The sequence below is a fragment of the Blautia hansenii DSM 20583 genome, from assembly GCF_002222595.2.
Classification (GTDB): domain Bacteria; phylum Bacillota; class Clostridia; order Lachnospirales; family Lachnospiraceae; genus Blautia; species Blautia hansenii.
Window position 1 is genome coordinate 2049626 of the sequence record NZ_CP022413.2, and the last position, 25031, is coordinate 2074656.

The window sequence follows — 25031 nt, forward strand, 5'->3', positions numbered from 1 at the left end:
AAAATTCCTAACGGAATGTTGTATCACTATTTATTCCAGCATGCAACCTGATGTCCGTTACCTCTGTCAGTTAATGTCGGACATTCTTTTGCACACTGCTCTGTTGCATATTTGCAACGTGTACGGAACGCACAGCCTGTTGGCATGTGCAGAGGACTTGGTACGTCACCTTCCAGAATAATACGCTGTCTTTCCTTTGCCATCTTTGGATCCGGATAAGGTACTGCGCTTAATAAGGACTGTGTATATGGATGAATTGGACTTGCATTTAATTCATCTGCATCTGCAATTTCAACCACACGTCCCAGATACATAACTGCAATTCTATCTGAAATATGATGTACAACCAATAAGTCATGGGCGATAAACAAATAAGCAATTCCCAGCTTATCCTGAAGTTCTTCAAACATGTTGATAACCTGTGCCTGAATAGATACGTCAAGAGCGCTGACCGCCTCATCACATATAATAAACTTTGGATTTGTAGCCAATGCTCTGGCAATTCCGATACGCTGACGCTGACCGCCGGAAAACTCATGTGCATATCGTGTTGCATGCTCTGCATTCAGACCTACTAATTCCATAAGATGTAAAATCTTATCACGTCTTTCTCCCTTAGAAGTATATAATTTATGTACGTCTAAAGGTTCACCGATAATATCCTCTACTGTCATACGTGGGTTTAAGGAAGAATATGGATCCTGAAAAACCATCTGCATATCCTTTCTCATAGACTGAATACTTTTTTCGTCTACACGCTGACCATTGTAAAAAATATCGCCGCTGGTTGGTTTATATAAGTGTAACAGAGAACGTCCTACTGTTGTTTTACCACAACCGGACTCTCCTACCAATCCCAGAGTTTCTCCCGGTTTGATTGCGAAGGATACGCCGTCTACCGCTTTTAAAGGAATTGTTTTACCAAACCCTGCTTTGATTGGAAAATACTGTTTCAGATTATTTACTTCTACCAGATACTCTTTATTTGGTACGAAATTATCACTCATTACTTCCGGCTCCTTTCTGGTTCTCCATAAGTTCTTTTACGCTGAGCCAGCAAGATGCAAAATGTCCGTCTGGCATCTGTACTTCCGGTGCCTGTTCCTCAAGACAAATTTTCATTGCATTTTCACATCTGGGACAGAAAGCACAGCCTTTTGGCATATTTAATAAGTTAATCGGTGTTCCCGGAACCGGAACCAGCTTTTCTCCGATACGGTCAACATTCGGAATGGAGCGAAGCAGACCTTTTGTATATTCATGCGCCGGTCTGTAAAAGATATCTTCTGCTGTACCACGTTCACAAACTCTACCGCCGTACATAACAATGATTTCGTCGCACATATCTGCAATAACACCTAAGTCATGAGTAACCATGATAATAGCCATACCTAATTTTTTCTGAAGACTCTGCATCAGCTCCAAAATCTGAGCCTGAATGGTAACGTCAAGCGCTGTTGTCGGTTCATCGGCAATCAGGATATCCGGTTCACATGCCAGTGCCATAGCAATCATAACCCTCTGGCGCATACCGCCGGATAACTCATAAGGATACTGTTTGATACGTTTCTCCGGTTCGTTTACACCTACTAAAGTAAGCATTTCCACTGCACGGGCTTCTGCTTCTTTTCCTTTGCGTTCTGTATGTAACTCAATGGCTTCTTTTAACTGGTTTCCAATTGTAAAAACTGGATTTAAGCTAGTCATAGGATCCTGGAAAATAATGGAACAACATTTTCCACGGAACGCCCTCATCTGTTTTTCTGAAAATTTTGTAATATCTTCACCTTTAAATAAAACTTCACCCTGTTTGATGCTTCCGTTTTTCTCCAGAATTTGCATAATGGAATATGCAGTAACACTCTTTCCGGAACCGGACTCACCTACAATACCAAGGATTTTCCCTTTATCCAGATTAAAGGAAACGCCGTTTACGGCCATTACTTCACCTTTTTCTGTTGTAAAGGAAGTACAAAGATTTTTTACTGAAAGGATTGTCTCGCTCATTTTTCTATTACCTCCTTAATTTTGGATCGAACGCATCACGCAGACCGTCACCAATCAGGTTAAAGGAAAGAGTGATAAGACCAATCATCAGTGCCGGGAAAATCAGTTTATAAGGATACGCTGAAATACCTGCACGAGCCGCATTTGCCAGAGAACCAAGAGAAGGCATTGGCGCCTGAACACCCAGACCTACGAAGCTTAAGAAGCTCTCTGTAAAAATAGCGGAAGGAATTTGTAATGCTGCGGAAATAATAATAACGCTGACACAGTTTGGAAGAATATGTCTGCGGATAATTCTTCCCGGTTTTGCGCCACTTACTTTTGCAGCAAGTACGTATTCATTCTGTTTAATTGTAAGGATCTGACCTCTTACCATACGAGCCATACTGGTCCAGTATAAAAGACCGAATACAATAAACAGAGAAATCATATTTGTACCCAGCTTGCTAAGCGCCGGAATTGCATCCAAGTTCAAGGTTTCACGAAGCACTACGGATAACAGAATAATCATCAGCATATCCGGCAGGGAATAGATAATATCCACTATTCGCATCATGACCAAGTCGACCTTGCCGCCGAAATATCCGGAGACACTTCCGTAGATAACACCGATTAGCACAACGATACAACTTGCAAATACACCTACCAACAGGGAAATTCTTGTTCCGTATACAACACGTACAAAATAATCTCTACCCATTTCATCAGTACCCATAATATGAGGGAATACTTCACCGCCCTCTTTCATATATTCCTTTTCTAAATCAGAATACTGGAACGGAGCCATATTTGCCGCTGTTTTGTCACGCTTACCGTTTACGGTAACAATCTGTGAATATTTATACGGTACAACGTATGGTGTAATTACAATAGTAAGGATAATTAAAAGCAATACAATAACACTTCCTACTGCCAATGGGTTTTTCATCAGCTTACGCATACCGTCTTTAAAGAATGTGGAGGACTCGCTCATAACCTCCTGCTGTCTTTTTTCTTCATCTGTTGCCTTTTCAAATTTACTCAGGTCTACCTGAAAGCTAAAAGGAGATTTTTTAGGCATCTGATCCAAATTTTTATTTGTATTTTCCATGTCTTATGTCTCCTCCTAATCTAATTTAATTCTTGGATCAATGAGTTTATATACAATATCTGTAATCAAGTTCATTGTAACCATCAATACTGCAAGGAAAATAGTTACACCCATAATAAGCGGGTAATCTCGGTTGATAATACTATCAACAAATTTTGCGCCAAGTCCGCCGATTGTAAAGATTTTTTCTACAACCAAGCTACCTGTAAGAATTGCTGCTGTCATCGGACCTACGTATGTAACAACCGGAATAAGAGCATTTCTCAATGTATGTTTGAAAATCACCTTCCACTGTGCAACACCTTTTGCTCTGGCTGTACGCACATAGTCCTGTCCCATTGCATCCAGCATACTTGTCTTTGTAAGACGTGTGATATAAGCCATAGGGTAAGCTGCCAATGCAATTACCGGAAGAATATAATTCTGATTATCAGGACTCCATACAGGAACCCATTTCAGCTTGATGGAAAATACCAAAAGCAGGAGGGAACCGAGTACAAAGCTGGGAAGCGATGTAAACAATGTGGAGAAGAAAATAATCAATCTGTCAGGAAGTTTATTTCTGGTAAGCGCAGCAATACTTCCTAAAACCAATCCGAAGATAATTGCTGTTACTACTGCCATAGCTCCCAGCTTCGCTGAAACCTTAAAAGATGTGAAAATTGTTTCTCCAATATCACGTCCTGTTTTTGTAGAGATACCAAAATCACCCTGGAAAACATTTCCCATATAAATTACAAACTGTTCCGGAACCGGTTTGTCAAGGTTATATCTCTTTTCTAATGCCGCTTTTACTTCTGGTGTCGTTGCTTTTTCACCATCAAACGGTCCACCCGGAATTGCATTCATTGCAAAAAATGTGATTACGCATACAATAAAGATTGTTGCGATTGCAAGTAAAATTCGTTTAACAACATATTTTGCCATTACAACTTACTCCTTTTCCTTTATATTTCTTCTTGTAACTTCAGGTCTTCTCATACATCTGTCTTTATAGGAAAGACATTCGGCGTAAAATAATAATCCAATGTCTATACATTAGATTTCATTTACACTAGCACTTTAATCAACTGAATTTACGTATACTAGCTATTATATAGTCTTCGATTGAATTCGTCAATCTTTTTTCTCACAAATTTTGCATGAAAATTCACATTTGTTTATATTTTGTTTATTTTTTATAGAATTCGTTTAATTTTAAAAACTTTTCTATTGCTTTTAAACAGAAAAAGTGCTTACAAAAAAGCACTTTTTCTCTTACGTTTTTTATCATTTCTTTAAATTCTCTACAATTTTCGCAAGTACTCCATTTTTAAACGGAGTTTCCAGTCCTGCCTCCTCTAAAAGCTCTGTGTGGAACTTAGCCGCAGACATTCTGCATAATTTCAAATAACTCTGCCATGCAGCCTTTCTGTCCTTATCCATCCAGATTTTATATTCAAAAGCGCAGAGCTGCGCAATTACATAATCGATATAATACAGCGGAAAACTGTAAATATGATGCTGCTTCTGCCAAAAGCAGCCGTTTTCAAAGAATTCCAGCCCATCATAGAACAGATGCGGCTTGTAATCCCTCTCCAAATCCTTCCACACCTGCTTTCTCTCCTTTGGTGTCAGATTTGGATTGTCGTATATTATATGCTGGAATTCGTCAACCATGCAGCCGTAAGGAACAAAAATCACAGCGTCCTCTAAGTGCATATCTGTATATTCCTGTGCGGTTTCTTTTCCAAAAAACAAAGGATACCACGGCTCAGTAAAAAATTCCATAGACATAGAATGAATTTCTGCGGTTTCCATTCCGATATCTGCGTGTTCACGAATAGGATCTGCTGCTGCCAGATATCCCTGAAAAGCATGACCACACTCATGTGTCATAACATCTACATCACCGCTTGTTCCATTGAAATTAGCAAAAATAAATGGTGATTTATAATCCGGAATATAAGTCATATATCCGCCTACTGCTTTTGTTTTTCTTCCAAACACATCTAACAGTTCATTATCCATCATAAAATCAAAAAATTCTTTTGTTTCAGAAGAAAGCTCCTCATACATCTGCTGTCCTGCCTGCAGGATTTCTTCCGGTGTTCCTTCCGGCTGTGGATTTCCTTTTGGGCTGTATACTACTTCATCTGTATAGGAAAGTTCAGATAAGCCCAGACGTTCTTTTCTTTTCTCAAAAATACTTTCTGCAAAAGGAACCCAAACTTCTTTTACCTGACGTCTTAAATTCTCGATTTCCTCTCGCCCATAGCAGTTTCGCTGCATACGCAGATAACCCAGAGGTGTATAAGTTTCAAATCCCAGCTTTTTCGCCTGTAAAGTACGGTTTTTTACCAGCTTATCATAAAGCTCATCTAATTTGTCCTGAATACTTAAAAAGAATTCATTCTGTTTTTCCTGTGCTTCCCGTCTTATTTTTGCATCTTTATGCTTTAAATACGGTGTCAAAAGTGAAAGATTTAATGTTTCCTCTCCCCAGGGTATCTGAGCACTTGCCAGAAGTTTTTCATACTCTGTTACCAGTGTATTTTCTTCTTGCATAAGAGGAATAATTTCTTCTGACACAGACTTCATGGCAATCTCCATATTTTTAAAAGCTACCTGTCCAATCTTTTCTTCTAATACCTGTTTATATGGAGAATGGAACAAGATTTTCTGATATTCTACACACATATTAGAATATTCAGGAATTTGTTCATCGTAATAATTCTGTTCTTTTTCATAAAATTCATCCGTAGTATCAATGGTATGACGAATAGAACAAAGTGTTACCTGCGTCTGAATTTTATCATTTAACTGATAAAATTCTTTATGAATTTCAAACTGTTCTTCTCCACTTTTTGCCGCTTTGGATTTTTCCATAATTTCTGAAAGTTCTGCTTTTGCCTTCGCAAAATCAATTCTTTCATAAGGCATATCCTTAAATTTCATCCTGTTTTCCTCCCATTTAATATAGATTTTTCACTTTAAATTCTCTCTCTGTTTCCCTTCTCTGGTCTTTCTTGGCAATATCCTGACGTTTGTCATATAATTTCTTTCCTTTTGCCACGCCTATTTCCACCTTTACAAGACTGCCTTTAAAATATACTTTTAAAGGTACCAGCGTATATCCTTTTTCTCTTATTTTCCCCTCAATTTTTCGTATCTCGTAAGAATGAAGCAAAAGCTTTCTTACACGCAAAGGGTCTTTATTGAAAATATTTCCTTTTTCATAAGGACTGATATGCATACCAAAAATAAAAACCTCACCCTTGTCAATCTGAATAAAGGACTCTTTAATGCTGCATTTGCCCATACGAAGGGATTTTACCTCTGTACCGGCTAAAGCAATTCCTGCTTCATAAGTATCTTCAATAAAATAATCATGATAGGCTTTTTTATTATTTGCAATCAGGCGATTTTCTGATTTTTTTGCCATTTTTTCTACCCCATCCTTTCTATTTTAAAATCCACTGTCTTTGTATTCTCATCTGCATTTTCCACCCAGACCTTTACTCTTTGCCCCATCGTATAAGTTCTGCCTGTCATATCGCCTACAAGACAATATCTGTCTTTATCAAAGCTATAGTAATCATCTGTGAGACTGTTTACATGTACCAGACCTTCCACTGTATTATCCAGTTCCACATAAAATCCCCATTCCGTCACTCCTGAAACAGTTCCTTCAAAGGCTTCTCCTATATGTTGTTTCATATATTCTGCCTTCTTCATTTTAATTGTTTCCCGTTCTACTTCTTCTGCCCTTCTTTCCATGGCGCTGGACTGTCTGGCTACTTCTTCCAAAATTCCTCTGTAATGCTGAATTTTCGCCTCTGTCATTTTGCCACGGAGAGTTTCTTTAATAATTCTGTGTATCTGTAAATCCGGATAACGGCGAATTGGCGATGTAAAATGACAATAATATTTTGCAGCTAAACCAAAATGTCCAGTATCCTCTACGGTATATTTTGCCTGTTTCATAGAACGCAAAATCAATCTTGCAAAGAAAGGCTCACATTCCATTCCTTCCAGCTCTTTTAAAATCTTCTGAACTTCCTTGGGAGAAATGGTTTCCTTTCCTTTTTTTACTTTTATGCCTGCCTGATGAACCATCTCCAGAACCGTCTCCATTTTTTCCATATCCGGATTCTCATGGGTTCTGTATACAAAAGGCAATCCCAGCATACAATATTCCTCTGCCACGGTTTCGTTGGCAGCCAGCATGAAATCCTCAATCAGGCGGGTAGCAATATTCTGTTCGTAAGGATAAATATCAACCACTTTTCCCTTCTCATCTAAAACCAGCTTGCTCTCCGGAAAGTCAAAATCAATAGCTCCTCTTTTCTTTCTTCTGTTTCGAAGAAGCTCTGACAGCTCTTTCATCTGGAAAAACATCGGCAGCAGCTCTTCATAGCGTTTTTCAAGCTCTTCATCTTCCTGCAAAAGAATTTTCTTTACATTTGTATAGCTCATTCTTTCTTTTACATGAATAACGCTCTCCACAATACGATGAGAAACCACTCTTCCCTTTTTATCAATATCCATCAGACAACTAAGCGCCAGTCTGTCTTCCCCTGCATTTAAGGAACAAATTCCGTTGGAAAGCTTTTTGGGAAGCATGGGAATAACTCGGTCTGCCAAATATACGCTTGTTCCTCTTTTTAAGGCTTCTTTATCTAAAGCGCTGTTGTACTGAACATAATTGCTCACATCTGCAATGTGTACGCCTAAATGATACAAATCCTCCTCTTTTGTAAGGGATACGGCATCATCCAAATCCTTTGCATCTTCTCCGTCTATGGTTACCATGACAACATCCCTTAAATCTTCTCGACCGTAAAAATCCCCTTCATTTAAAGTTTCTTTTATACGCTCTGCCTGTTTTGCTACTTTTTCAGGAAATTCCATAGGCAGCTCATAACTTTTCGCCACACACAGAACATCTACGCCGCATTCTCCCGGTTTTCCCAGAATTTCAATAATTTTCCCTTCCGGAGAGCGTCTTTTATTTCCATGGTCTTTAATTTCCGCAAGAACTTTATCTCCGTCCTCTGCTGTCAGTGATTTTCCTGCCGGAATAAACACATCTTTTAAGAAACGCTGATTATCTGTCACGACAAATCCAAAGCCGTCACATTGCTGATACGTCCCTACAACTTCCCTTGTGCCCCTTTCCAGCACCTTAACAACTTCTCCCTCACATCTTTTTCCGTCTTTGCCGTCTTTTTTCACTACAATCTGCACCGTATCTCCGTGAAGGGCTGTTCCTATACTCTCCTCTGGAATAAAGATATCTTCTTCCGCTTCCGGAATTTCTAAAAATCCAAAGCCTCTTGGATGGCTGATAAAGGTTCCTGTATAATACTGACCTTTTTTTCTCTCTGCTTTTACAGATTTTTTTTCAGCTTCTTTTTTTGCCGCACTGCTTCTCACCGCTTCATATCTGCCTCTTTTATTGATACTGATTTTTCCTTCTTCCAGAAGCATATCTAAAATTTTATGAAGCTCCTCCCTCTTTCCTGCGGGGATTTGAAGGAGTACTGCCAATTCTTTTGCACGCATTGGCTGGTATTCCTTGCAGCACATAATTTCATATACGATTTTTTTTCTTTTTTTAATTTGTTGATTTTTTTTCAATGTTTTTATCCTCAAAAAAGATGACACCCTTGCAATGCAAGAGTGTCATGATTAAAATTTCAAATTCAATACTAAAGCTAACACAAAGAACAATACACCAAGAATTCTTGTTACTTTTACTAAAGTACCTTCCATGGAGCGTCCTTTATTTTTTCCCCAGTAAGTCTCAGACATACCGGAAAGACTTCCAAGTCCCTGAGATTTTCCCTCCTGCATCAGAATGATTACAGATAATGCAATACAATCTATAATGAAAAGCACAGTTAAAGCAATTCTTAAATATTCCATCGTTACACCTCCTAATTGCTAAGCACTACAAGTGTAACACAGGAACTTTGCAATTTCAACTATTATTTTTCATAAATGGATTTCTGTACTGTGCTTCTTTGCCTAAATCATCTTCAATTTCCAGAAGCCGATTATATTTTGCTGTTCTTTCTGCCCTGCACGGCGCTCCTGTCTTTATCTGTCCGGTTCCCGTTGCAACTGCCAAATCAGCAATAAAGGTGTCCTCACTTTCTCCTGAGCGATGAGAAATAATGGCACAATATCCTGCCTTATGCGCCATCTCCACTGCCTCCATAGCCTCTGACAGACTTCCGATTTGATTTACCTTAATTAAAATGGCGTTTCCTGCACCCATTTCAATTCCTTTTTGAAGACGTTTTGTATTTGTAACAAACAAATCATCTCCTACCAGCTGTACCTTATCTCCCAGTCGCTGTGTCATTTTCACCCAGCCTTCCCAGTCCTCTTCACAAAGTCCGTCTTCAATGGAAACAATGGGGAATTTTTCTAAAAGCTGCTCATAATAATCAATCATTTCCTCTGCACTTTTTCTCACTTTTTCGCCTCGCATAAAGCTCTGTCCCGGAAAATAATACATACCGTCTTCATAGAGCTCGCTTGCTGCCACATCAAGAGCAAAAGAAATTTCTTTTCCCGGTATAAATCCCGCTTCCTTCACTGCCCTTACCATATACTCCAATGCTTCTTCCGCTCCTTTTAAGTCCGGTGCAAATCCGCCTTCATCACCTACCGCTGCCGACAAGCCTTCTGACTTTAAAATTTCTTTCAGCTTATGATATACTTCCGCACACATGCGAAGCCCTTCCTTAAAACAGCATGCGCCTACGGGCATAATCATAAATTCCTGAAAATCCACGGTATTATCTGCGTGTTTCCCGCCGTTTAAAATATTCATCATGGGAACAGGCATACAATGCGCCTGACAACCTCCCAGATATTGATACAAAGGAATACGAAGCGCCTTTGCCGCTACGTCAGCCGCTGCCAAAGATACTCCTAAAATGGCATTTGCACCCATTTTCTCTTTATTTTCCGTTCCATCCTCTCTTTTCAGCAAGGTATCAATATGCCTTTGATTTAAAACGTTTTCTCCTAAAATACACTCTGCCAATTTATCGTTCACGTTCTCTACTGCTTTTAAAACGCCCTGACCGCAGTAACGATTTTCTTTATCTCTCAGCTCTAAAGCCTCGTATTTTCCTGTGGAGGCGCCTGATGGAACAATGGATTTCCCTGTATATCCGTCTTTCCCCACAATCCCTTCTCCTACCGTCACTTCTGTCTCCACTGTCGGATTGCCTCTGGAGTCCAGCACTTCTCTGGCGTAAACCTGTCTAATCGGTAAATAACGATTCATGGTACAACCTCCTGTTTTTTCATTTCCAGTATTAGTATTCGCATTCACCGATTTTTCATACAAAGATATTTCTTTGCACAGGGCAATTTTGCACAATAAAAGAAACTGCCTTTTGGGCAGTCTCTTTAAAAATTTTTATTTTTTAATCAATAAAGATTTTCCTGTCATTTCTTTTGGCTGTTCCATACCCATTAACTCAATCAGAGTTGGTGCAATATCTGCAAGGCATCCGCCTTCTCTTAAATCATAGGATGGGTCTGCATTTACTAAAATGAACGGAACAGGATTTGTAGTATGCGCTGTAAACGGAGCTCCTGTTTCGTAGTCTACTAACTGCTCTGCGTTTCCGTGATCTGCACAGATAAACATCTGTCCGCCAACCTCTTTGATTGCATCCACTGTTTTTCCTACACATTCATCTACTGCTTCAATGGCTTTAATTGCAGCTGCTTCTACACCTGTATGTCCAACCATATCCGGATTTGCGAAGTTAATGATAATTACATCATATTTTTCAGATTTGATTGCCTCTACCAGTTTGTCGCATACTTCGTAAGCGCTCATTTCCGGTTTTAAATCGTAAGTAGCAACCTTCGGAGATTTCACCAGAATTCTGTCTTCTCCTTCGTTTGGTTCTTCCACACCGCCGTTGAAGAAGAAAGTAACATGCGCATATTTCTCTGTCTCTGCAATACGTGCCTGTTTTTTGCCGTTTGCAGCCAAAAATTCACCGAATGTATTGGTGATTGCCACTTTATGGAAAGCAACTTCTTTATTGGGGATAGTCGGGTCATATTCTGTAAAGCATACAAAGGTTAAATCTAATCTCTTTTCTCTTGCAAATCCTGTAAACTCATCATCACAGAAAGCTCTTGTAAGCTCTCTTGCTCTGTCAGGACGGAAGTTGAAGAAGATTACAGAGTCTTTATCCTGAATAGTTCCTACCGGTTTACCGTCTTTTACAATTACAGTCGGCATTACGAATTCATCTGTTTTTTCTTCTTTATAGGATGCTTCTACGGCTGCTGCCGGACACTCGGCCTGTACACCTTCCCCTTTTGTCATTGCATTGAATGCCAGTTCTACACGGTCCCAGCGATTATCTCTGTCCATTGCATAATAACGTCCCATAACAGAGGCAACCTGACCTACACCCAGTTCTTTCATCTTATCGCAAAGCTGTTCCACATATCCTTTACCACTTGCAGGAGGTGTATCTCTACCGTCTAAGAAACAATGTACAAATACTTTGGAAAGTCCTTCTTTTTTCGCTAATTCTAAAAGACCGAATACATGAGTTAAATGACTATGCACACCACCGTCAGATAATAATCCGAATAAATGCAGCGCTGAGTCATTTTCTTTTGCATTTTTTACTGCTTTTAATAAAGCTTCGTTTTTGAAGAAATCTCCGTCTTCGATTTCTTTTGTAATTCTTGTAAGCTCCTGATAAACAATGCGGCCTGCACCCATATTTAAGTGACCTACCTCAGAATTACCCATCTGTCCGTCAGGAAGTCCTACTGCCATACCGCTGGCATTTCCTTTTACAAAAGGATACTGCTCCTTTAACATATCCATTACAGGAGTTTTCCCTTCGCATACTGCATTTGCCTCACATTTGTCATTTAATCCGTATCCGTCAAGGATCATTAACACGGTTGGTTTTTTACTCATAATTTTTCTCCCTTCTATATCTATATAATAGAAATACCGATTTCTCATTTCATGTTGTTACCAAAGGTATTCTATCACGAAATAGGAAATCGGTAAATGCTTTTTTCTATAATTTTCTAAGACAAAACCTTAGACAAAAATTCTTTTGCTCTCGGTGTCTTTGGATTTTCGAAAAATTCTTTTGGTGTGCTGTCCTCTAAAATTCTTCCTTCATCCATAAATAAAATTCGGTTGGCAACCTCTTTTGCAAATCCCATTTCATGGGTAACAATAATCATGGTCATACCTTCTTTTGCCAGAGCCTTCATTAAATCCAAAACTTCTCCTACCATTTCAGGGTCAAGCGCACTGGTAGGCTCATCAAAAAGAATAACATCCGGGTTCATTGCCAGAGAACGCACAATGGCAACCCTCTGCTTTTGGCCTCCTGATAAAGTAGAGGGATAAACGTCTGCTTTATCCTCAAGCCCAATTCTTTTTAACAAATCAAGAGCCTGTACCTTTGCCTCATCACGAATTTGTGCTTTTGTAGTAGTAATCGGAAGAAGCTCTTTCTTCTGCGAGGAAAAGACATTCTTCACCTTTGTCACAAAATTCCTTCTCTTTGTCTGGCTCAATTCCTGACATTTTACATGTACCGGCGCCATCATAATATTTTGAATAACCGTCTTATTATTAAAAAGATTAAAATGCTGAAAAACCATTCCCATGTGGCGGCGATGGATATTGATATCTACTTTCATGTCCGCAATATCCACACCGTTAAAAATAATGCTTCCTCCGGTCGGGTCTTCCATACAGTTTAAACATCTTAAAAACGTACTTTTTCCGGAACCTGATGGTCCAAGGACAACCATAATGTCACCTTTATTTACTGTGACGTTGATATCCTTTAAAACCTGAACATGATTAAAATCTTTTTTCAAATTAATTACGTCTATCACTCTTTTTCAGGCTCCTTTCTAATAATTTCACCAGCAGAGAAATAATCAGTACCAGAACAATGTAAATCAATGCCATTACCAGATACGGTACCATAAATTCATAGCTGTTGCTTCCGATATAACTAAATGCCACATATAAGTCAGCAGCACCGACAAAACTTACGATTGAAGTTTCTTTAATTAAGGAAATAAATTCATTTCCCAAGGTAGGCAGAATGTTCTTCACTGCCTGTGGAATTACAATTTTTACCATACTTACGCTAAAGCTCAAGCCCACTGCTCTTCCGGCTTCTAACTGTCCGGCGTCCACAGACTGAATTCCACTTCGCATAATTTCTGAAATATATGCGCCGCTGTTCAAGCCGAATACAGCCATAGCAACAACTTCTCCGGAAGTACGGATTCCCATAATCGGAAGAAGTACATAGTAGAAAACCAAAAGCTGTACTACCATTGGCGTTCCACGGAATAATGCCACATAAAAGCTGCAAATTCCATTTAAAATCCGAGGCAGACGTTTATATTTTGGAAGAACTCGGACTGTTGCAATCAAAGTACCGATTAAAATACCCACGATTAAGCCGACAATGGCAATCATTAAAGTATTTTGCAGACCTTCTATAACCTTCACATAACCGTTCTGCTCCAGAAAAATTTCCATAAACTTATTTATTTTCTGTTCAAAGTTACCCATTTTTTCACCTTTTCACTTACTGCATTTCATTGATTGCTTCCGTGATACATTTTGCAGGAGCAGCATCTACCATTACATAATCAATATTTCCGTTAATTAAATCCTGTACTGCTAGAGAACTGTTTTTGTAAGTAACGCATTTTGCAGGAAGTCCCGGGAATCCCCATTCTTCATCACCTTCGATGTAATACTGACCTGTTGTTCCTGCCTGTACGCCGATGCTGTCAGACTCTTTTAATTCATTTAAAAGCTTTTCTACGTCTGCTGCTTCTTTACAGTCATCAAAAGCTGTATTATCACTGGATACAATTAAACGCTGAGAAGCTTCATAATAAGTATCGGTAAACGCTACCTGTTCTGCTCTTTCTTCGTTTACAGTCAGACCAGCCATTGCAACATCACATTTTGACTGTCCTACGGATAAACAAACAGCGTCAAAGTCCATGTTCTGAATTACCAGCTCCTGATTTAATTCCTCTGCAAGGAGGGATGCGATTTCCATATCAATCCCGTAATACTCATCGCCCTTTGTAAATTCAAATGGTTCAAATGCCGCATTTGTAGCAACAACCAACTGGTCTTTGGATGTATCCAGTTTTGCAGATTTTACTGCTGTCGGTTCTCCCTCTGAGAAATATTTTTCACAGATTTCATCTAAAGTTCCGTCTTCTTTGATTTTTGCAATAAAAGTATTTACCTGCTCTAATAATTCCGGCTGTTTCTTATCAACACCGAAAGCATATTCTTCATCTGTCAAGTCTACATCAATAATCTTTGCTGTTTTTTTGCCTTCGCTTTTTCCGCCCTCTTCTTTGTCACTTCCACAAGCTGTCATGGACATTGCCATCAATGCTGCTAATACTGCTGCCAATAATTTTTTCTTCATATCTATTCTCTCCTTTATTCATTTCTTATGTATATTTTGTATATTTATTCATCTGTTAAAGGATTATAACAGCTCTTTCCTCATTTGGCAAGTCCTTTTTTCACTTTTTTATATATTTATTCATTCTTACTGTATATCAATACACTACAATCGGTGTATTCACCTCAATATTCTCATAAATGGTTCGTACATTATCAAGAGGTGTATTGATACATCCATGTGAACCGTTTGTCAAATAAATATCTCCGCCAAAGCTGCTTCTCTTTGTCAAATCGTGAATTCCTACACCGCCGTTAAAAGGCATCCAGTAGTTCACCGGTTCTTCATAATCAATGCTGCCGTCCGGTTTTTTTCCTACCAAAGTAAAGGGACTGGCTTTATCTTTTAATCTCCATACACCGCCTTTTGGAGTGCCGTGTCCTTTATTTGGATTTCCCGTAACAACCGGAGTGTCTACCAGACAGGTTCCGTTTTTATAAAACCACATCCGCTGCTGATCAATGGATATTTCCACGTATGTACCATTAATATCATTTCCCTCATGTGTCTGTCCTTTATACAGCCAAGTCGGTTCAAGCTCACCGCTTTGTCCTGCATTTAATGCAGCAATTAAAGCATCTGTTGTTTTGTCCTGCCATACTCTCCAGCCATAATCGCCGGTGGTCAAACGTACGGTTCCGCCTCCTGAGGTCTTAAAATCACGTGGTTTCCCATAAGTATTGTATTTTTCAGACCAACCGATAACTACCGGCTTTACCAGATTGACATCAAACGTATACGTTCCGTCTTCTCCTTTTACCAGCCATGATTTCAGCATATCTCTTGTAACTGTCTCTGTTCCGTTTCCGAAATTTACTGTAATCTGCGTTGCTGTAATTTTATTTAATTTCTCTGCTTCTTTTGCCAGTTCTTCATCATTTTGCAATACAGCAGGTTTTAAATAACAGTCCTCATCTGTCAAAGAAACTTCTGTTCTTCTCTCATCCACTGCCTTTTTAATTACTTCTGTGGTTTTTTCTTTATCCAGAGCAGTTCCTTCTACTTCCGGTACAATCTGATAAGCCGTACCGTCATCTTCCAACCTTGCATCCTGTGGCGGTGTCATATTTGCATCCTGCATACACGCCAGTTGATTGACCGCCTGAGTAAAACTGGCTTCATCATAAGAATGTTCCATGGAGACCGTATATGCCTTATCTTGAAAAATCTGTATCGGCCACAGCCATGAATTTTGTTTTTCTTTTACTTCATTCAATTCCCTGTCATCCTTATACTGAAGCTTAATTGCTTCACCGTTGATAAGTTCTGTTTTATCCTCTTTTTCTTTAATTGTCAGAACATAATCTTTCGAGCTCTTTTTCAGAATTTCTTTGACATCTTCTACTTTCTTTCCTCCAAAAGAATTATCGTTAATCACTGTTCCCGGATAAAATCTATCATGATAATAAACAGCCAGTGACACATATCCTACCAAAAGACATGCTGCACTTCCTCCGGCAATGCCTACAAGAACTTTCCCTGACTTTTTCCTGCTTTTTCCTCCTCGTTCTCTTTTTATTTTCTGGTCTGCCTTCTTTAGCTCCTTTAATCTCTGCTTACTATTTTTCTTATTACTCATCAAATAGACTTCCTTTTCTCAAACTATCTCTTGTTAAGTTTTACGCATTTTCATTTTACTCCAAAAATAGACAAAATAAAAGCTTTTTATCCCCCCTCTTGAAATTGTCATACTTTTTTAATATTATGTTGAAAGAGATAAAATACGAAATAGGTTTTGTTTACTGAAAGGAAATATTTTTGTATGAATTCATTATTGGATACTACCTGCTGTCAGCTTTGTCCCCGTACCTGCAAAGTCAACCGAACAGTCTCAACCGGATTTTGCGGCTGCACCAATGAAGTAAAAGCAGCCAGAGCAGCGCTGCATTTATGGGAAGAGCCCTGTATCAGCAGCACACAAGGAAGCGGTACGGTTTTCTTTTCCGGCTGTACTTTAAAATGCTGTTTTTGCCAAAACTCTCAAATCAGTTGTGAAAATTTTGGAAAAACACTGTCCGTATCACAGCTTAGTGAAATTTTCTTAAAACTTCAGGAGGAAGGAGCTCATAATCTTAATCTGGTTACGCCAACTCAATATCTTCCTTTTATTATAGAAGCTTTAGATAACATTAAAAAGCTTCTTTCCATACCTGTTATTTATAATTGCGGCGGTTACGAAAGACCTGAAGTCATTTCACTTTTAAAAGATTATATTGATATTTACATGCCCGACTTGAAATATTATGATGCTTCCCTGTCATTTTCCTACTCCAAAGCAAAGGATTACTTTTCCTTTGCTTCAAAAGCAATTCAGAAAATGATAGAACAGACAGGCGTTCCCACTTTTAATAAGGAAGGGATTTTACAAAAAGGAGTTCTTATTCGCCATCTGGTTTTACCGGGATGCAAAGAAGACTCTATGAAGCTTTTAGAATGGATGAGTGAAACACTCCCAAAAGACAGCTTTTTGCTAAGTCTTTTGAGTCAATATACCCCCGTTTACAAAGCATCGATGTATCCGAAAATCAACCGCAGAGTAACAACTTATGAATACAACAAAGTCTTGGACAAAGCAATTTCTCTTGGGCTGACGCAGGGCTTTATGCAGGAAAGAAGCAGCGCTTCTTCTGCATACACACCTTCTTTCCAATTAGAAGGTCTTGATATTGAATAGATTTTATGCAACAGAAAAGAACCGGAAAGCTCCTTACAAAGGGAAGCTTCCGGTTCTCTTCAAATCAATCATTTTAATTTGGAATAATTCTTATTTGTAGTTTACAATAGAACCAAAATCTGGTTTTAATGCTGCTCCACCAACTAATCCACCGTCAATATCCGGCTGAACGAATAATTCCGGAGCTGTTGCAGCATTTACAGAACCGCCGTACTGAATACGGATTGCTTCTGCTGTTGCTTCATCATAAACTTCTGCGATACACTCACGGATTGCTTTACAAACTTCCTGAGCCTGCTCTGTTGTAGCTGTTTTTCCTGTTCCGATTGCCCAGATTGGCTCATAAGCGATAACTGCTTCTTTTGCCTGTTCTGCTGTAATTCCCTGGAAACCAACTTTTACCTGCTGACGGATAAAGTCCATAGTAACACCCTGTTCTCTCTGTTCCAGAGTTTCACCACAGCACATAATTGGTGTTAAACTATGTTCAAATGCTTTTAACATTTTTTTGTTGATGTCTTCGTTTGTTTCACCAAAGTATTCACGTCTTTCGGAATGTCCTAAGATAACATATTTAACGCCTGCATCTACCAGCATGTTTGGAGAAATTTCTCCTGTGTATGCACCTTTTTCTTCAAAGTACATATTTTCAGCACCAACCTGAATGTTGCTTCCTTTTACAGCTTCCACAACCGGTACAATGTCAATAGCAGGTACGCAGAATACCACGTCTACTTCTTCGTTTGCAACCAGTGGTTTCAATGTGTTTACTAATTCAACTGCTTCGCTTGGTGTCATGTTCATTTTCCAGTTACCAGCGATAATTTTTTTTCTTGCCATTGGAATGACCTTCTTTCTGATTTTATAATTGTATTTTTTGTTCGCCTTTGGCTTGCTAAGAGCCTCGCAATCTAGTTTATATCAGGGGTATGTTCCCCTTACTAAACTCTGTCTGCGCCTACGGCTTGCCACTCGTCAAGTGCTTACTTATCGTTTGCTGCTGCAACGCCCGGTAATTCTTTTCCTTCTAAGAATTCCAAAGAAGCACCGCCACCTGTGGAGATGTGTGTCATTTTGTCTCCATATCCTAAGATATTTACTGCTGCCGCAGAGTCACCGCCACCGATGATTGTTGTAGCATCTGTATCAGCAAGCGCTTTTGCAACTGCTGCTGTACCATGTGCAAAGTTTGACATTTCAAAGCAACCCATTGGTCCGTTCCATACAACTGTTTTTGCATCTTTTACAGCATCTGCAAAGATTTTTTCTGTTTCAGGTCCGATATCCATACCTTCCCAACCTTCCGGAATTTGTCCGCTGCCTACAATCTGAATATTGCAGTCATTAGAGAAAGCATCACCAATTCTGTGGTCAACAGGAAGAAGAAGTTTTACTCCTTTTTCTGCTGCTTTCTTTTTCATTTCTAATGCGTAATCTAAATAATCATCTTCACATAAAGAAACACCGATGCTTCCGCCTGCTGCTTTGGAGAAAGTATAAGCCATACCGCCGCCGATGATTAAAGTATCTACTTTGTCAAGCAGGTTATTGATAACAGAAATTTTGCTGGAAACTTTTGCTCCTCCAAGAATAGCAACGAAAGGTCTTTCCGGATTATTTACTGCATTTCCTAAGAAATCAATTTCTTTCTGCATTAAGTATCCAACAACTGCTGTATCAACAAATTTTGTAACTCCTACGTTAGAGCAATGTGCTCTGTGAGCTGTACCAAATGCGTCATTTACAAATACTTCGCAAAGAGATGCCAGTTCTTTAGAGAATTCCTCACCATTTTTTGTTTCTTCTGCACGATAACGTGTGTTTTCAAGTAAAACAACTTCGCCGTCTTTCATTGCTTCTACTGCTGCTTTTGCGTTTGGTCCTACAACCTCAGCGTCAGCAGCAAATTTAACTTCCTGACCTAATAATTCAGATAAACGTCTTGCAACAGGTGCCAAAGATAATTCCGGTTTTGCTTCTCCCTTTGGTTTACCAAGGTGTGAGCATAAGATTACTCTGCCGCCATCTGCGATTAATTTTTTAATAGTAGGAAGTGCAGCTACCAGACGATTTTCATCTGTAATTTTACCTTCCTGTAATGGTACGTTAAAGTCACAGCGAACCAGGACTTTTTTTCCTTTTACGTTAATGTCGTCAACTGATTTTTTATTAAGCATTGAGAAATGCCTCCTTTTTCTTATTTTCCCGTCTTTCTTTTATATAGACGAAAAGGGTCCGGTCCACAATAGACCGGACCCTTATTGAGCCTTATAATACCCAAAAATTATTTGTTTAATAATTTTCCGAAGTATTTGATTGTTCTAACCATCTGGCTTGTGTAAGAGTTTTCATTGTCATACCATGATACAACCTGAACTTCTGTTGTGCCGTTATCTAATGGAAGAACCATTGTCTGAGTAGCATCGAACAGAGAACCATATCTCATACCAACGATATCGCTGGATACGATTTCATCTGTGTTATATCCGAAGGATTCTGTGGATGCTGCTTTCATAGCATTGTTGATTTCTTCAACTGTTACGTTTCCTTTAACAACTGCTGTTAAGATAGTTGTGGAACCTGTTGGTGTTGGGATACGCTGAGCAGCTCCGATTAATTTTCCGTTTAATTCAGGAATAACTAATCCGATAGCTTTTGCAGCACCTGTGCTGTTTGGTACGATATTTACTGCTGCTGCACGAGATCTTCTTAAATCACCTTTTCTCTGTGGTCCGTCAAGTGTCATCTGATCGCCTGTGTAAGCATGAATTGTACACATAATACCAGACTGAATTTCAGCTAAGTCATTTAATGCTTTTGCCATTGGAGCTAAGCAGTTTGTTGTACAAGAAGCTGCAGAAATGATGTTATCATTTTCTGTTAATGTTTCATGGTTTACATTGTAAACGATTGTTGGTAAGTCATTTCCTGCTGGTGCAGAGATAACAACTTTTTTAGCGCCTGCATCGATATGAGCCTGAGCTTTGTCTTTAGATGTATAGAAACCTGTACACTCAAGAACTACGTCTACACCGATTTCTCCCCATGGAAGTTCAGCTGCGTTTGCTTTTGCGTAAATTTTGATTTCTTTTCCATCAACTGTGATGAAGTCTTCACCTGCTGTTACTTTATCAGCTAATTCGTATCTACCCTGAGTAGAGTCATATTTCAGTAAGTGAGCTAACATTGCTGGAGATGTTAAATCGTTGATTGCTACGATTTCAAATCCCTCTGCTCCGAACATCTGTCTAAATGCAAGACGACCAATACGTCCAAAACCATTAATTGCTACTTTTACTGCCATGATTTTTATTCCTCCTAAAAGTGATTGATTTAATGTGAGTTCTTTCACAAAATAAATGTACTTTGTTAAAGAAACATCAACCTTGTCCATATTGTACCTGTTTTTATCCAAAAATTCAAGTCTATTTTCAAATTTCCTGAGGTTTCATGCTTTCTCACTTGAAATTGCTTCTGTTTTGCCTTTATAATGGAAGAAAAGCAAAGAATTTTTCATATTTTATTTATACGAAAGGAAAAAATTTATGTATTATGATTTCCATCTCCATTCGAATTTTTCCGAAGACAGTACCAGTCCTATGGAGGATATGATAAAAGAAGGAATAAAACAGAATTTAAAAGGAATGTGTTTTACCGAACATACCGACTTAGATTTTCCGGGAAATAATTTTACTTTTCTGGCTGATTTAGATGCATACGAAAAAACCTTTTTACAATTAAAAGAAAAATATCGGTCTCAAATCAAGCTTTATTTTGGTCTGGAAGTAGGCTTACAGCCACATTTAAAAGAAGAAATTCCTGCTCTGTGTACTTCCAGAAATTTTGATTTTCTTATAGGCTCTACTCATGTTGCAGATTGTTTGGACCCTTATGATAATGCTTTCTTTGAAAATCGCACTGAGACACAGGCATATCAACGCTATTTCGAAGTTCTTCTTAAAAATCTTCAGACCTACTCCTGCTTTGATACCTGTGGGCATATTGACTATGTAGTTCGCTACGGTCCGTCCAAAAATGTACATTATTGTTATAAAAATCATGCCGATATCTTAGATGAAATTTTAAAAACACTCATAGATAAAGGAATTGGTTTGGAATGTAACACAGCAGGTTTTAAATATGGTCTGGGACAGCCACATCCTTCTACGGAAATTTTAAAACGCTACAAAGAATTAGGCGGCGAACTGCTGACTTTGGGCTCTGATGCTCATGCTCCCTGTCATATCGCCTACGATTTCCAGAAGGCTTCCGACCTTTTAAAAGCCTGCGGTTTTCGATACTATACAATTTTCAAAGAGAGAAAATCGGAATGTATTCCTTTATAAAAGTTTTCAATAACTATTGGGATATTTTATCTTCTATACCCCAATAGTTATTCTCCATAAAAACCATTATCACTTTTTTCCGCCCATTTCATATACATTTCTTTATAATTTTCTTTTATAAACTCACGATAATACGAATTTCCCTATCAGATAATTGTCCTATATTCTCAATCGTTGTTTCGCCATTTTTCATAACAAAAAACTTTGCAGAACCCGCATTTTCACAACATCACACATATTCAATCCTCACCTTCTGAATTGGTTTTAAAAAATCTTCCGTATCAAAATATAAGTTTTCAAGAATTGGAATTAAATCTATATACCCTCTTCCTCCTCGTGCCCTTCATATTTAGCCATAACAACTAAATATCCCTTATCCCATTCAATTACTTTCGTATATCGTTCAAGTCTTGGAGATGTTCTAAAACGTATATTATGACTATTAAACCGAAAAGATGTAAACATTTTGTCACTACTTAATATCGCCTCATTCTTCATATTAACTCCACCACCTTAATTTACGTTTCCTAAAAATATTATAACACCCAATAAATGTTATTTCCGTACATTCTGCGTATCCGTTTAAAGACAGAAAAAAGAGCACTCTCTACAAGTGCCCTTTTCCCATTCTCTCTATATTCTCTCATGCTTTTCCTAAAATAATACCGCCACCGGCTACATATTCTCCATCATAAAAGACCACTGCCTGTCCCGGAGTAACTGCTCTTTGCGATTCACGGAAAAGGACTTTTACTTTTCCTTCTCCCAAGTCTTCCAGCGTACATACTGCTCCCGGATGATTGTAACGGATTTTTGCAGTAAATTCTTTTCCTTCTTCCAGATGGTCTATTGCCATGAAATTTACTCTGTCGCAAATTAAATCTGTTACAAACAAATCTTCATTTTCTCCGATAACAACCTCATTGGTATCCGGTCTTATTTCTGTCACAAAAACAGGATGTCCCATAGAAAGGTTCAACCCTTTTCGCTGTCCGATGGTATAATGAATAATTCCCTTATGTTTTCCGATTACTGTACCGTCTTCTAAAACATAATTTCCTTCTTCCAGCTTTTTCCCTGTACTTTCCTCAATAAAGCCTGCATAATCATTATCCGGTACAAAGCAGATTTCCTGACTATCCTTTTTGTGCGCTACGGGAAGTCCCGCTTCCTGAGCAATCCGGCGAATTTCCTCTTTTGTATATTCTCCTACTGGCATCAGTGTTCTGGAAAGCTGTTCCTGTGTAAGATTATATAAAGCATAAGTCTGGTCTTTCTTTGCTGTCACCGAATTTCGAATGGCATATCTTCCGTTTGGAAGCTGCTCCACTCTGGCATAATGTCCTGTTGCAATATAATCTGCTCCGATATCCAGACTTCTCTTTAAAAGAGACTCCCATTTCACATAGCGGTTACATGCAATACAGGGATTTGGCGTTCTGCCTTCCAAATATTCCTGATTAAAGTAATCAATAACCTTCTCTTTAAACTCTTTTCGGAAATTCATAACATAATAAGGAATATCTAAAATCTGAGCAACGCGTCTGGCATCATCTACTGCACTTAATCCGCAGCAGCCACCGTTTTCTTCCTGAAACTCATTGTCTTCCTCCTGCCAAATCTGCATGGTTACTCCGATTACATCATACCCCTGCTTTTTCAAAAGATACGCTGCCACAGAAGAGTCTACGCCGCCGGATAACCCTACAACGACTTTCTTTCCGCTCATTAATATTCTTCCTCGTCTTCTTCATCTTCATGGATATCGGATTTTGGTTTGGAAAGACCTTCAATCTTAATTCCGTGTTTTTCCGCATAATCCCACAGAGCTGCATGAATTGCTTCTTCAGCCAGTAAGGAACAGTGTACTTTTACCGGTGGAAGTCCGTCTAAAGCTTCCATAACTGCTTTATTTGTAACTTTTAAAGCTTCTTCAATAGTCTTTCCTTTTACCAGCTCTGTTGCCATACTGCTTGTTGCAACGGCTGCTCCACATCCAAATGTCTTAAATTTGCAATCCTGAATAATTTGATTATCATCAATATCAAGATAAATTCTCATAATATCGCCGCATTTTGCATTTCCTACTGTTCCTACACCGCTGGCGTTTTCAATTTCTCCTACATTTCTTGGGTTCTGAAAATGGTCCATAACTTTTTCGCTGTACATAATAATTTCCTCCGTTTTTTCTCTCTTATTTGTTCTGTTTTTTTACAAAATCTTCATATAATGGTGATAAATCACGCAGTTTTCCGATAATTTCTTTTAACTGCTCTAATGTATAATCCAAATCTTCTTTTGTGGTATCTTCTCCTAAAGTCAATCGCAAAGAACCGTGTGCAATTTCATGAGGCAGACCGATTGCCAATAGTACATGAGAAGGATCTAAGGAACCGGATGTACATGCAGAACCACTGGAAGCAGCAATTCCTTTCATATCCAGCATAATTAACAAAGACTCCCCTTCTACAAAACGAAAACTGAGATTGATATTGTTTGGCAAACGTTTTACAGGGTCACCGTTTAATTTTACATAAGGAATTTCTTTTAAAACTCTGTCAATAAAATAATCTCTTAATTCTCTTTCTTTTGCTGTACGGACTTCCATGGTTTCTGCTGCTCTTTTTGCCGCTACGCCATAGCCCACAATACCCGGAACATTTTCTGTACCCGCACGTCTCTTTCTTTCCTGTGCACCTCCGTGTACAAAAGAACGGATTTTTACGCCTTTGCGGATATATAAAAATCCGATACCCTTTGGTCCGTTAATCTTATGCGCACTGGAGCTGAGCATATCAATATTCATCTCATCCACATCAATCGGCACCTGTCCGAATGCCTGAACAGCATCTGTATGGAATAAAACTCCGTGTTCTTTCGCAATCATTCCAATCTCTTTTACCGGTTCAATGGTTCCGATTTCATTATTTGCAAACATAATAGAAATTAAAATTGTTTCCGGACGAATTGCCTTTTGTAATTCATCTAAATTAACCAGACCATTCTCATCTACATCTAAATATGTGATTTCAGCGCCCTTTTTCTCCAGATATTCACAGGTGTGTAAAATCGCATGGTGTTCAATCTTTGTTGTGATAATGTGATTGCCCTTTTTGCTGTATGCTTCAAAAGCAGCCTTTAACGCCCAGTTGTCCGCTTCACTTCCTCCTGCGGTAAAATAAATCTCCTCTGTTTTTGCGCCTAAAACTTTTGCAATATCTTCTCTTGCAGTAGTAATAGCTTCTTTACTTCTTTGTCCCACTTCGTAAATACTGGAAGCATTTCCATAGTTTTCCGTAAAATATGGAAGCATTGCATCCACAACTTCCTGAGAAGTTTTGGTCGTTGCTGCATTGTCCAAATAAATTCTTGTTTTCATATCGCTC

At 38.7% G+C, this 25031-nt stretch carries 22 protein-coding genes and 1 pseudogene; 2 read left to right on the plus strand and 21 right to left on the minus strand.

The features are described from left to right. Positions 1-26: 26 nt before the first annotated feature. The 14 genes from CGC63_RS10430 to CGC63_RS10495 all read right to left on the minus strand — a co-directional run bounded on the left by CGC63_RS10430 (position 27) and on the right by CGC63_RS10495 (position 16204). A complete protein-coding gene (locus CGC63_RS10430) occupies positions 27-1007 on the minus strand; it encodes an ABC transporter ATP-binding protein (RefSeq protein ID WP_003020015.1) in 981 nt (326 codons plus the stop codon). Further along, positions 1000-2007: an ABC transporter ATP-binding protein gene (locus tag CGC63_RS10435; RefSeq protein ID WP_003020013.1), complete on the minus strand. Its 1008-nt coding sequence runs from the start codon at positions 2005-2007 to the stop codon at positions 1000-1002. Before CGC63_RS10435 ends, CGC63_RS10430 begins: the two co-directional genes overlap by 8 nt. Before the next feature lie 7 nt (positions 2008-2014). Beyond that, the gene (locus CGC63_RS10440; protein ID WP_003020011.1) at positions 2015-3097 is read right to left on the minus strand and encodes an ABC transporter permease; all 1083 of its coding nucleotides are present in this window, start codon (positions 3095-3097) and stop codon (positions 2015-2017) included. 15 nt (positions 3098-3112) lie between these two features. After that, positions 3113-4024 (minus strand): ABC transporter permease, encoded by a 912-nt coding sequence (locus CGC63_RS10445; protein WP_003020009.1) that lies wholly within the window; start codon positions 4022-4024, stop codon positions 3113-3115. A 342-nt stretch (positions 4025-4366) separates the two neighbouring features. Further along, the gene (locus CGC63_RS10450) at positions 4367-6034 is read right to left on the minus strand and encodes a M3 family oligoendopeptidase (RefSeq protein WP_003020007.1); all 1668 of its coding nucleotides are present in this window, start codon (positions 6032-6034) and stop codon (positions 4367-4369) included. Between the two features lie 16 nt (positions 6035-6050). Next, positions 6051-6521: an SsrA-binding protein SmpB gene (smpB, locus tag CGC63_RS10455; RefSeq protein WP_003020005.1), complete on the minus strand. Its 471-nt coding sequence runs from the start codon at positions 6519-6521 to the stop codon at positions 6051-6053. A 5-nt stretch (positions 6522-6526) separates the two neighbouring features. Then, on the minus strand, positions 6527-8719 hold the full coding sequence (gene rnr / locus CGC63_RS10460; RefSeq protein WP_003020003.1) for a ribonuclease R: 2193 nt from the start codon (positions 8717-8719) through the stop codon (positions 6527-6529). Positions 8720-8770: 51 nt separating this feature from the next. Then, positions 8771-9007, minus strand: a complete 237-nt coding sequence (gene secG, locus CGC63_RS10465; RefSeq protein WP_003020001.1) for a preprotein translocase subunit SecG — start codon at positions 9005-9007, stop codon at positions 8771-8773. 55 nt (positions 9008-9062) lie between these two features. Next, complete coding sequence (eno, locus tag CGC63_RS10470) at positions 9063-10385, minus strand: phosphopyruvate hydratase (protein ID WP_040351091.1); 1323 nt, start codon at positions 10383-10385, stop codon at positions 9063-9065. A 135-nt stretch (positions 10386-10520) separates the two neighbouring features. Then, positions 10521-12062, minus strand: coding sequence for a 2,3-bisphosphoglycerate-independent phosphoglycerate mutase (gene gpmI, locus CGC63_RS10475; RefSeq protein WP_009246311.1), 1542 nt, complete (start codon positions 12060-12062; stop codon positions 10521-10523). Between the two features lie 116 nt (positions 12063-12178). Next, on the minus strand, positions 12179-13006 hold the full coding sequence (locus CGC63_RS10480) for an amino acid ABC transporter ATP-binding protein (RefSeq protein WP_003019997.1): 828 nt from the start codon (positions 13004-13006) through the stop codon (positions 12179-12181). Continuing rightward, positions 12990-13700 carry an amino acid ABC transporter permease gene (locus tag CGC63_RS10485; protein WP_003019995.1) on the minus strand — a complete coding sequence of 237 codons (711 nt, stop codon included), beginning with the start codon at positions 13698-13700 and terminating at the stop codon, positions 12990-12992. Before CGC63_RS10485 ends, CGC63_RS10480 begins: the two co-directional genes overlap by 17 nt. 16 nt (positions 13701-13716) lie before the next feature. Continuing rightward, entirely contained in the window at positions 13717-14586 is an 870-nt protein-coding gene (locus CGC63_RS10490; protein ID WP_003019992.1) for a transporter substrate-binding domain-containing protein, read from the minus strand. A gap of 136 nt (positions 14587-14722) precedes the next feature. Then, positions 14723-16204, minus strand: coding sequence for a L,D-transpeptidase family protein (locus CGC63_RS10495; protein ID WP_003019990.1), 1482 nt, complete (start codon positions 16202-16204; stop codon positions 14723-14725). A gap of 183 nt (positions 16205-16387) precedes the next feature. On the opposite strand from CGC63_RS10495, the gene CGC63_RS10500 reads away from it, so the two are divergent. Next, a complete protein-coding gene (locus tag CGC63_RS10500; RefSeq protein WP_003019987.1) occupies positions 16388-17299 on the plus strand; it encodes a radical SAM protein in 912 nt (303 codons plus the stop codon). A 90-nt stretch (positions 17300-17389) separates the two neighbouring features. Here CGC63_RS10500 and tpiA read toward each other — a convergent pair whose 3' ends face one another. From tpiA to gap, 3 genes are all read right to left on the minus strand, one after another. Further along, entirely contained in the window at positions 17390-18139 is a 750-nt protein-coding gene (gene tpiA, locus CGC63_RS10505) for a triose-phosphate isomerase (protein WP_003019984.1), read from the minus strand. 143 nt (positions 18140-18282) lie between these two features. Further along, a complete protein-coding gene (locus CGC63_RS10510; RefSeq protein ID WP_003019980.1) occupies positions 18283-19476 on the minus strand; it encodes a phosphoglycerate kinase in 1194 nt (397 codons plus the stop codon). Positions 19477-19583: 107 nt separating this feature from the next. Then, positions 19584-20603: a type I glyceraldehyde-3-phosphate dehydrogenase gene (gene gap, locus CGC63_RS10515; RefSeq protein ID WP_039924906.1), complete on the minus strand. Its 1020-nt coding sequence runs from the start codon at positions 20601-20603 to the stop codon at positions 19584-19586. Between the two features lie 241 nt (positions 20604-20844). Between gap and CGC63_RS10520 the strand changes: the two genes are divergently transcribed. Further along, positions 20845-21645 carry a histidinol-phosphatase HisJ family protein gene (locus tag CGC63_RS10520; protein WP_022239939.1) on the plus strand — a complete coding sequence of 267 codons (801 nt, stop codon included), beginning with the start codon at positions 20845-20847 and terminating at the stop codon, positions 21643-21645. Between the two features lie 229 nt (positions 21646-21874). On the opposite strand, the pseudogene CGC63_RS16110 reads toward CGC63_RS10520, so the two are convergent. From CGC63_RS16110 to nifS, 4 genes and pseudogenes are all read right to left on the minus strand, one after another. Next, positions 21875-22143 (minus strand): annotated as a pseudogene (locus CGC63_RS16110) (DUF7724 family protein). A gap of 145 nt (positions 22144-22288) precedes the next feature. After that, positions 22289-23374 (minus strand): tRNA 2-thiouridine(34) synthase MnmA, encoded by a 1086-nt coding sequence (gene mnmA, locus CGC63_RS10530; protein ID WP_003019967.1) that lies wholly within the window; start codon positions 23372-23374, stop codon positions 22289-22291. Next, positions 23374-23814 carry a Fe-S cluster assembly scaffold protein NifU gene (gene nifU / locus CGC63_RS10535; protein WP_003019964.1) on the minus strand — a complete coding sequence of 147 codons (441 nt, stop codon included), beginning with the start codon at positions 23812-23814 and terminating at the stop codon, positions 23374-23376. Before nifU ends, mnmA begins: the two co-directional genes overlap by 1 nt. Positions 23815-23839: 25 nt before the next feature. Next, the gene (gene nifS / locus CGC63_RS10540) at positions 23840-25024 is read right to left on the minus strand and encodes a cysteine desulfurase NifS (protein ID WP_009246318.1); all 1185 of its coding nucleotides are present in this window, start codon (positions 25022-25024) and stop codon (positions 23840-23842) included. Positions 25025-25031: the final 7 nt, after the last annotated feature.

Coding starts and splice junctions, on each gene's coding strand:
- CGC63_RS10510 (WP_003019980.1), bottom strand. CDS start 19,476: ATGCTTAATAAAAAATCAGTTGACGACATTAACGTAAAAGGAAAAAAA.
- tpiA (WP_003019984.1), bottom strand. CDS start 18,139: ATGGCAAGAAAAAAAATTATCGCTGGTAACTGGAAAATGAACATGACA.
- smpB (WP_003020005.1), bottom strand. CDS start 6,521: ATGGCAAAAAAATCAGAAAATCGCCTGATTGCAAATAATAAAAAAGCC.
- gpmI (WP_009246311.1), bottom strand. CDS start 12,062: ATGAGTAAAAAACCAACCGTGTTAATGATCCTTGACGGATACGGATTA.
- CGC63_RS10430 (WP_003020015.1), bottom strand. CDS start 1,007: ATGAGTGATAATTTCGTACCAAATAAAGAGTATCTGGTAGAAGTAAAT.
- CGC63_RS10445 (WP_003020009.1), bottom strand. CDS start 4,024: ATGGCAAAATATGTTGTTAAACGAATTTTACTTGCAATCGCAACAATC.
- CGC63_RS10440 (WP_003020011.1), bottom strand. CDS start 3,097: ATGGAAAATACAAATAAAAATTTGGATCAGATGCCTAAAAAATCTCCT.
- nifS (WP_009246318.1), bottom strand. CDS start 25,024: ATGAAAACAAGAATTTATTTGGACAATGCAGCAACGACCAAAACTTCT.
- nifU (WP_003019964.1), bottom strand. CDS start 23,814: ATGTACAGCGAAAAAGTTATGGACCATTTTCAGAACCCAAGAAATGTA.
- CGC63_RS10520 (WP_022239939.1), top strand. CDS start 20,845: ATGTATTATGATTTCCATCTCCATTCGAATTTTTCCGAAGACAGTACC.
- CGC63_RS10450 (WP_003020007.1), bottom strand. CDS start 6,034: ATGAAATTTAAGGATATGCCTTATGAAAGAATTGATTTTGCGAAGGCA.
- CGC63_RS10485 (WP_003019995.1), bottom strand. CDS start 13,700: ATGGGTAACTTTGAACAGAAAATAAATAAGTTTATGGAAATTTTTCTG.
- CGC63_RS10490 (WP_003019992.1), bottom strand. CDS start 14,586: ATGAAGAAAAAATTATTGGCAGCAGTATTAGCAGCATTGATGGCAATG.
- CGC63_RS10435 (WP_003020013.1), bottom strand. CDS start 2,007: ATGAGCGAGACAATCCTTTCAGTAAAAAATCTTTGTACTTCCTTTACA.
- CGC63_RS10495 (WP_003019990.1), bottom strand. CDS start 16,204: ATGAGTAATAAGAAAAATAGTAAGCAGAGATTAAAGGAGCTAAAGAAG.
- mnmA (WP_003019967.1), bottom strand. CDS start 23,374: ATGAGCGGAAAGAAAGTCGTTGTAGGGTTATCCGGCGGCGTAGACTCT.
- eno (WP_040351091.1), bottom strand. CDS start 10,385: ATGAATCGTTATTTACCGATTAGACAGGTTTACGCCAGAGAAGTGCTG.
- CGC63_RS10500 (WP_003019987.1), top strand. CDS start 16,388: ATGAATTCATTATTGGATACTACCTGCTGTCAGCTTTGTCCCCGTACC.
- gap (WP_039924906.1), bottom strand. CDS start 20,603: ATGGCAGTAAAAGTAGCAATTAATGGTTTTGGACGTATTGGTCGTCTT.
- secG (WP_003020001.1), bottom strand. CDS start 9,007: ATGGAATATTTAAGAATTGCTTTAACTGTGCTTTTCATTATAGATTGT.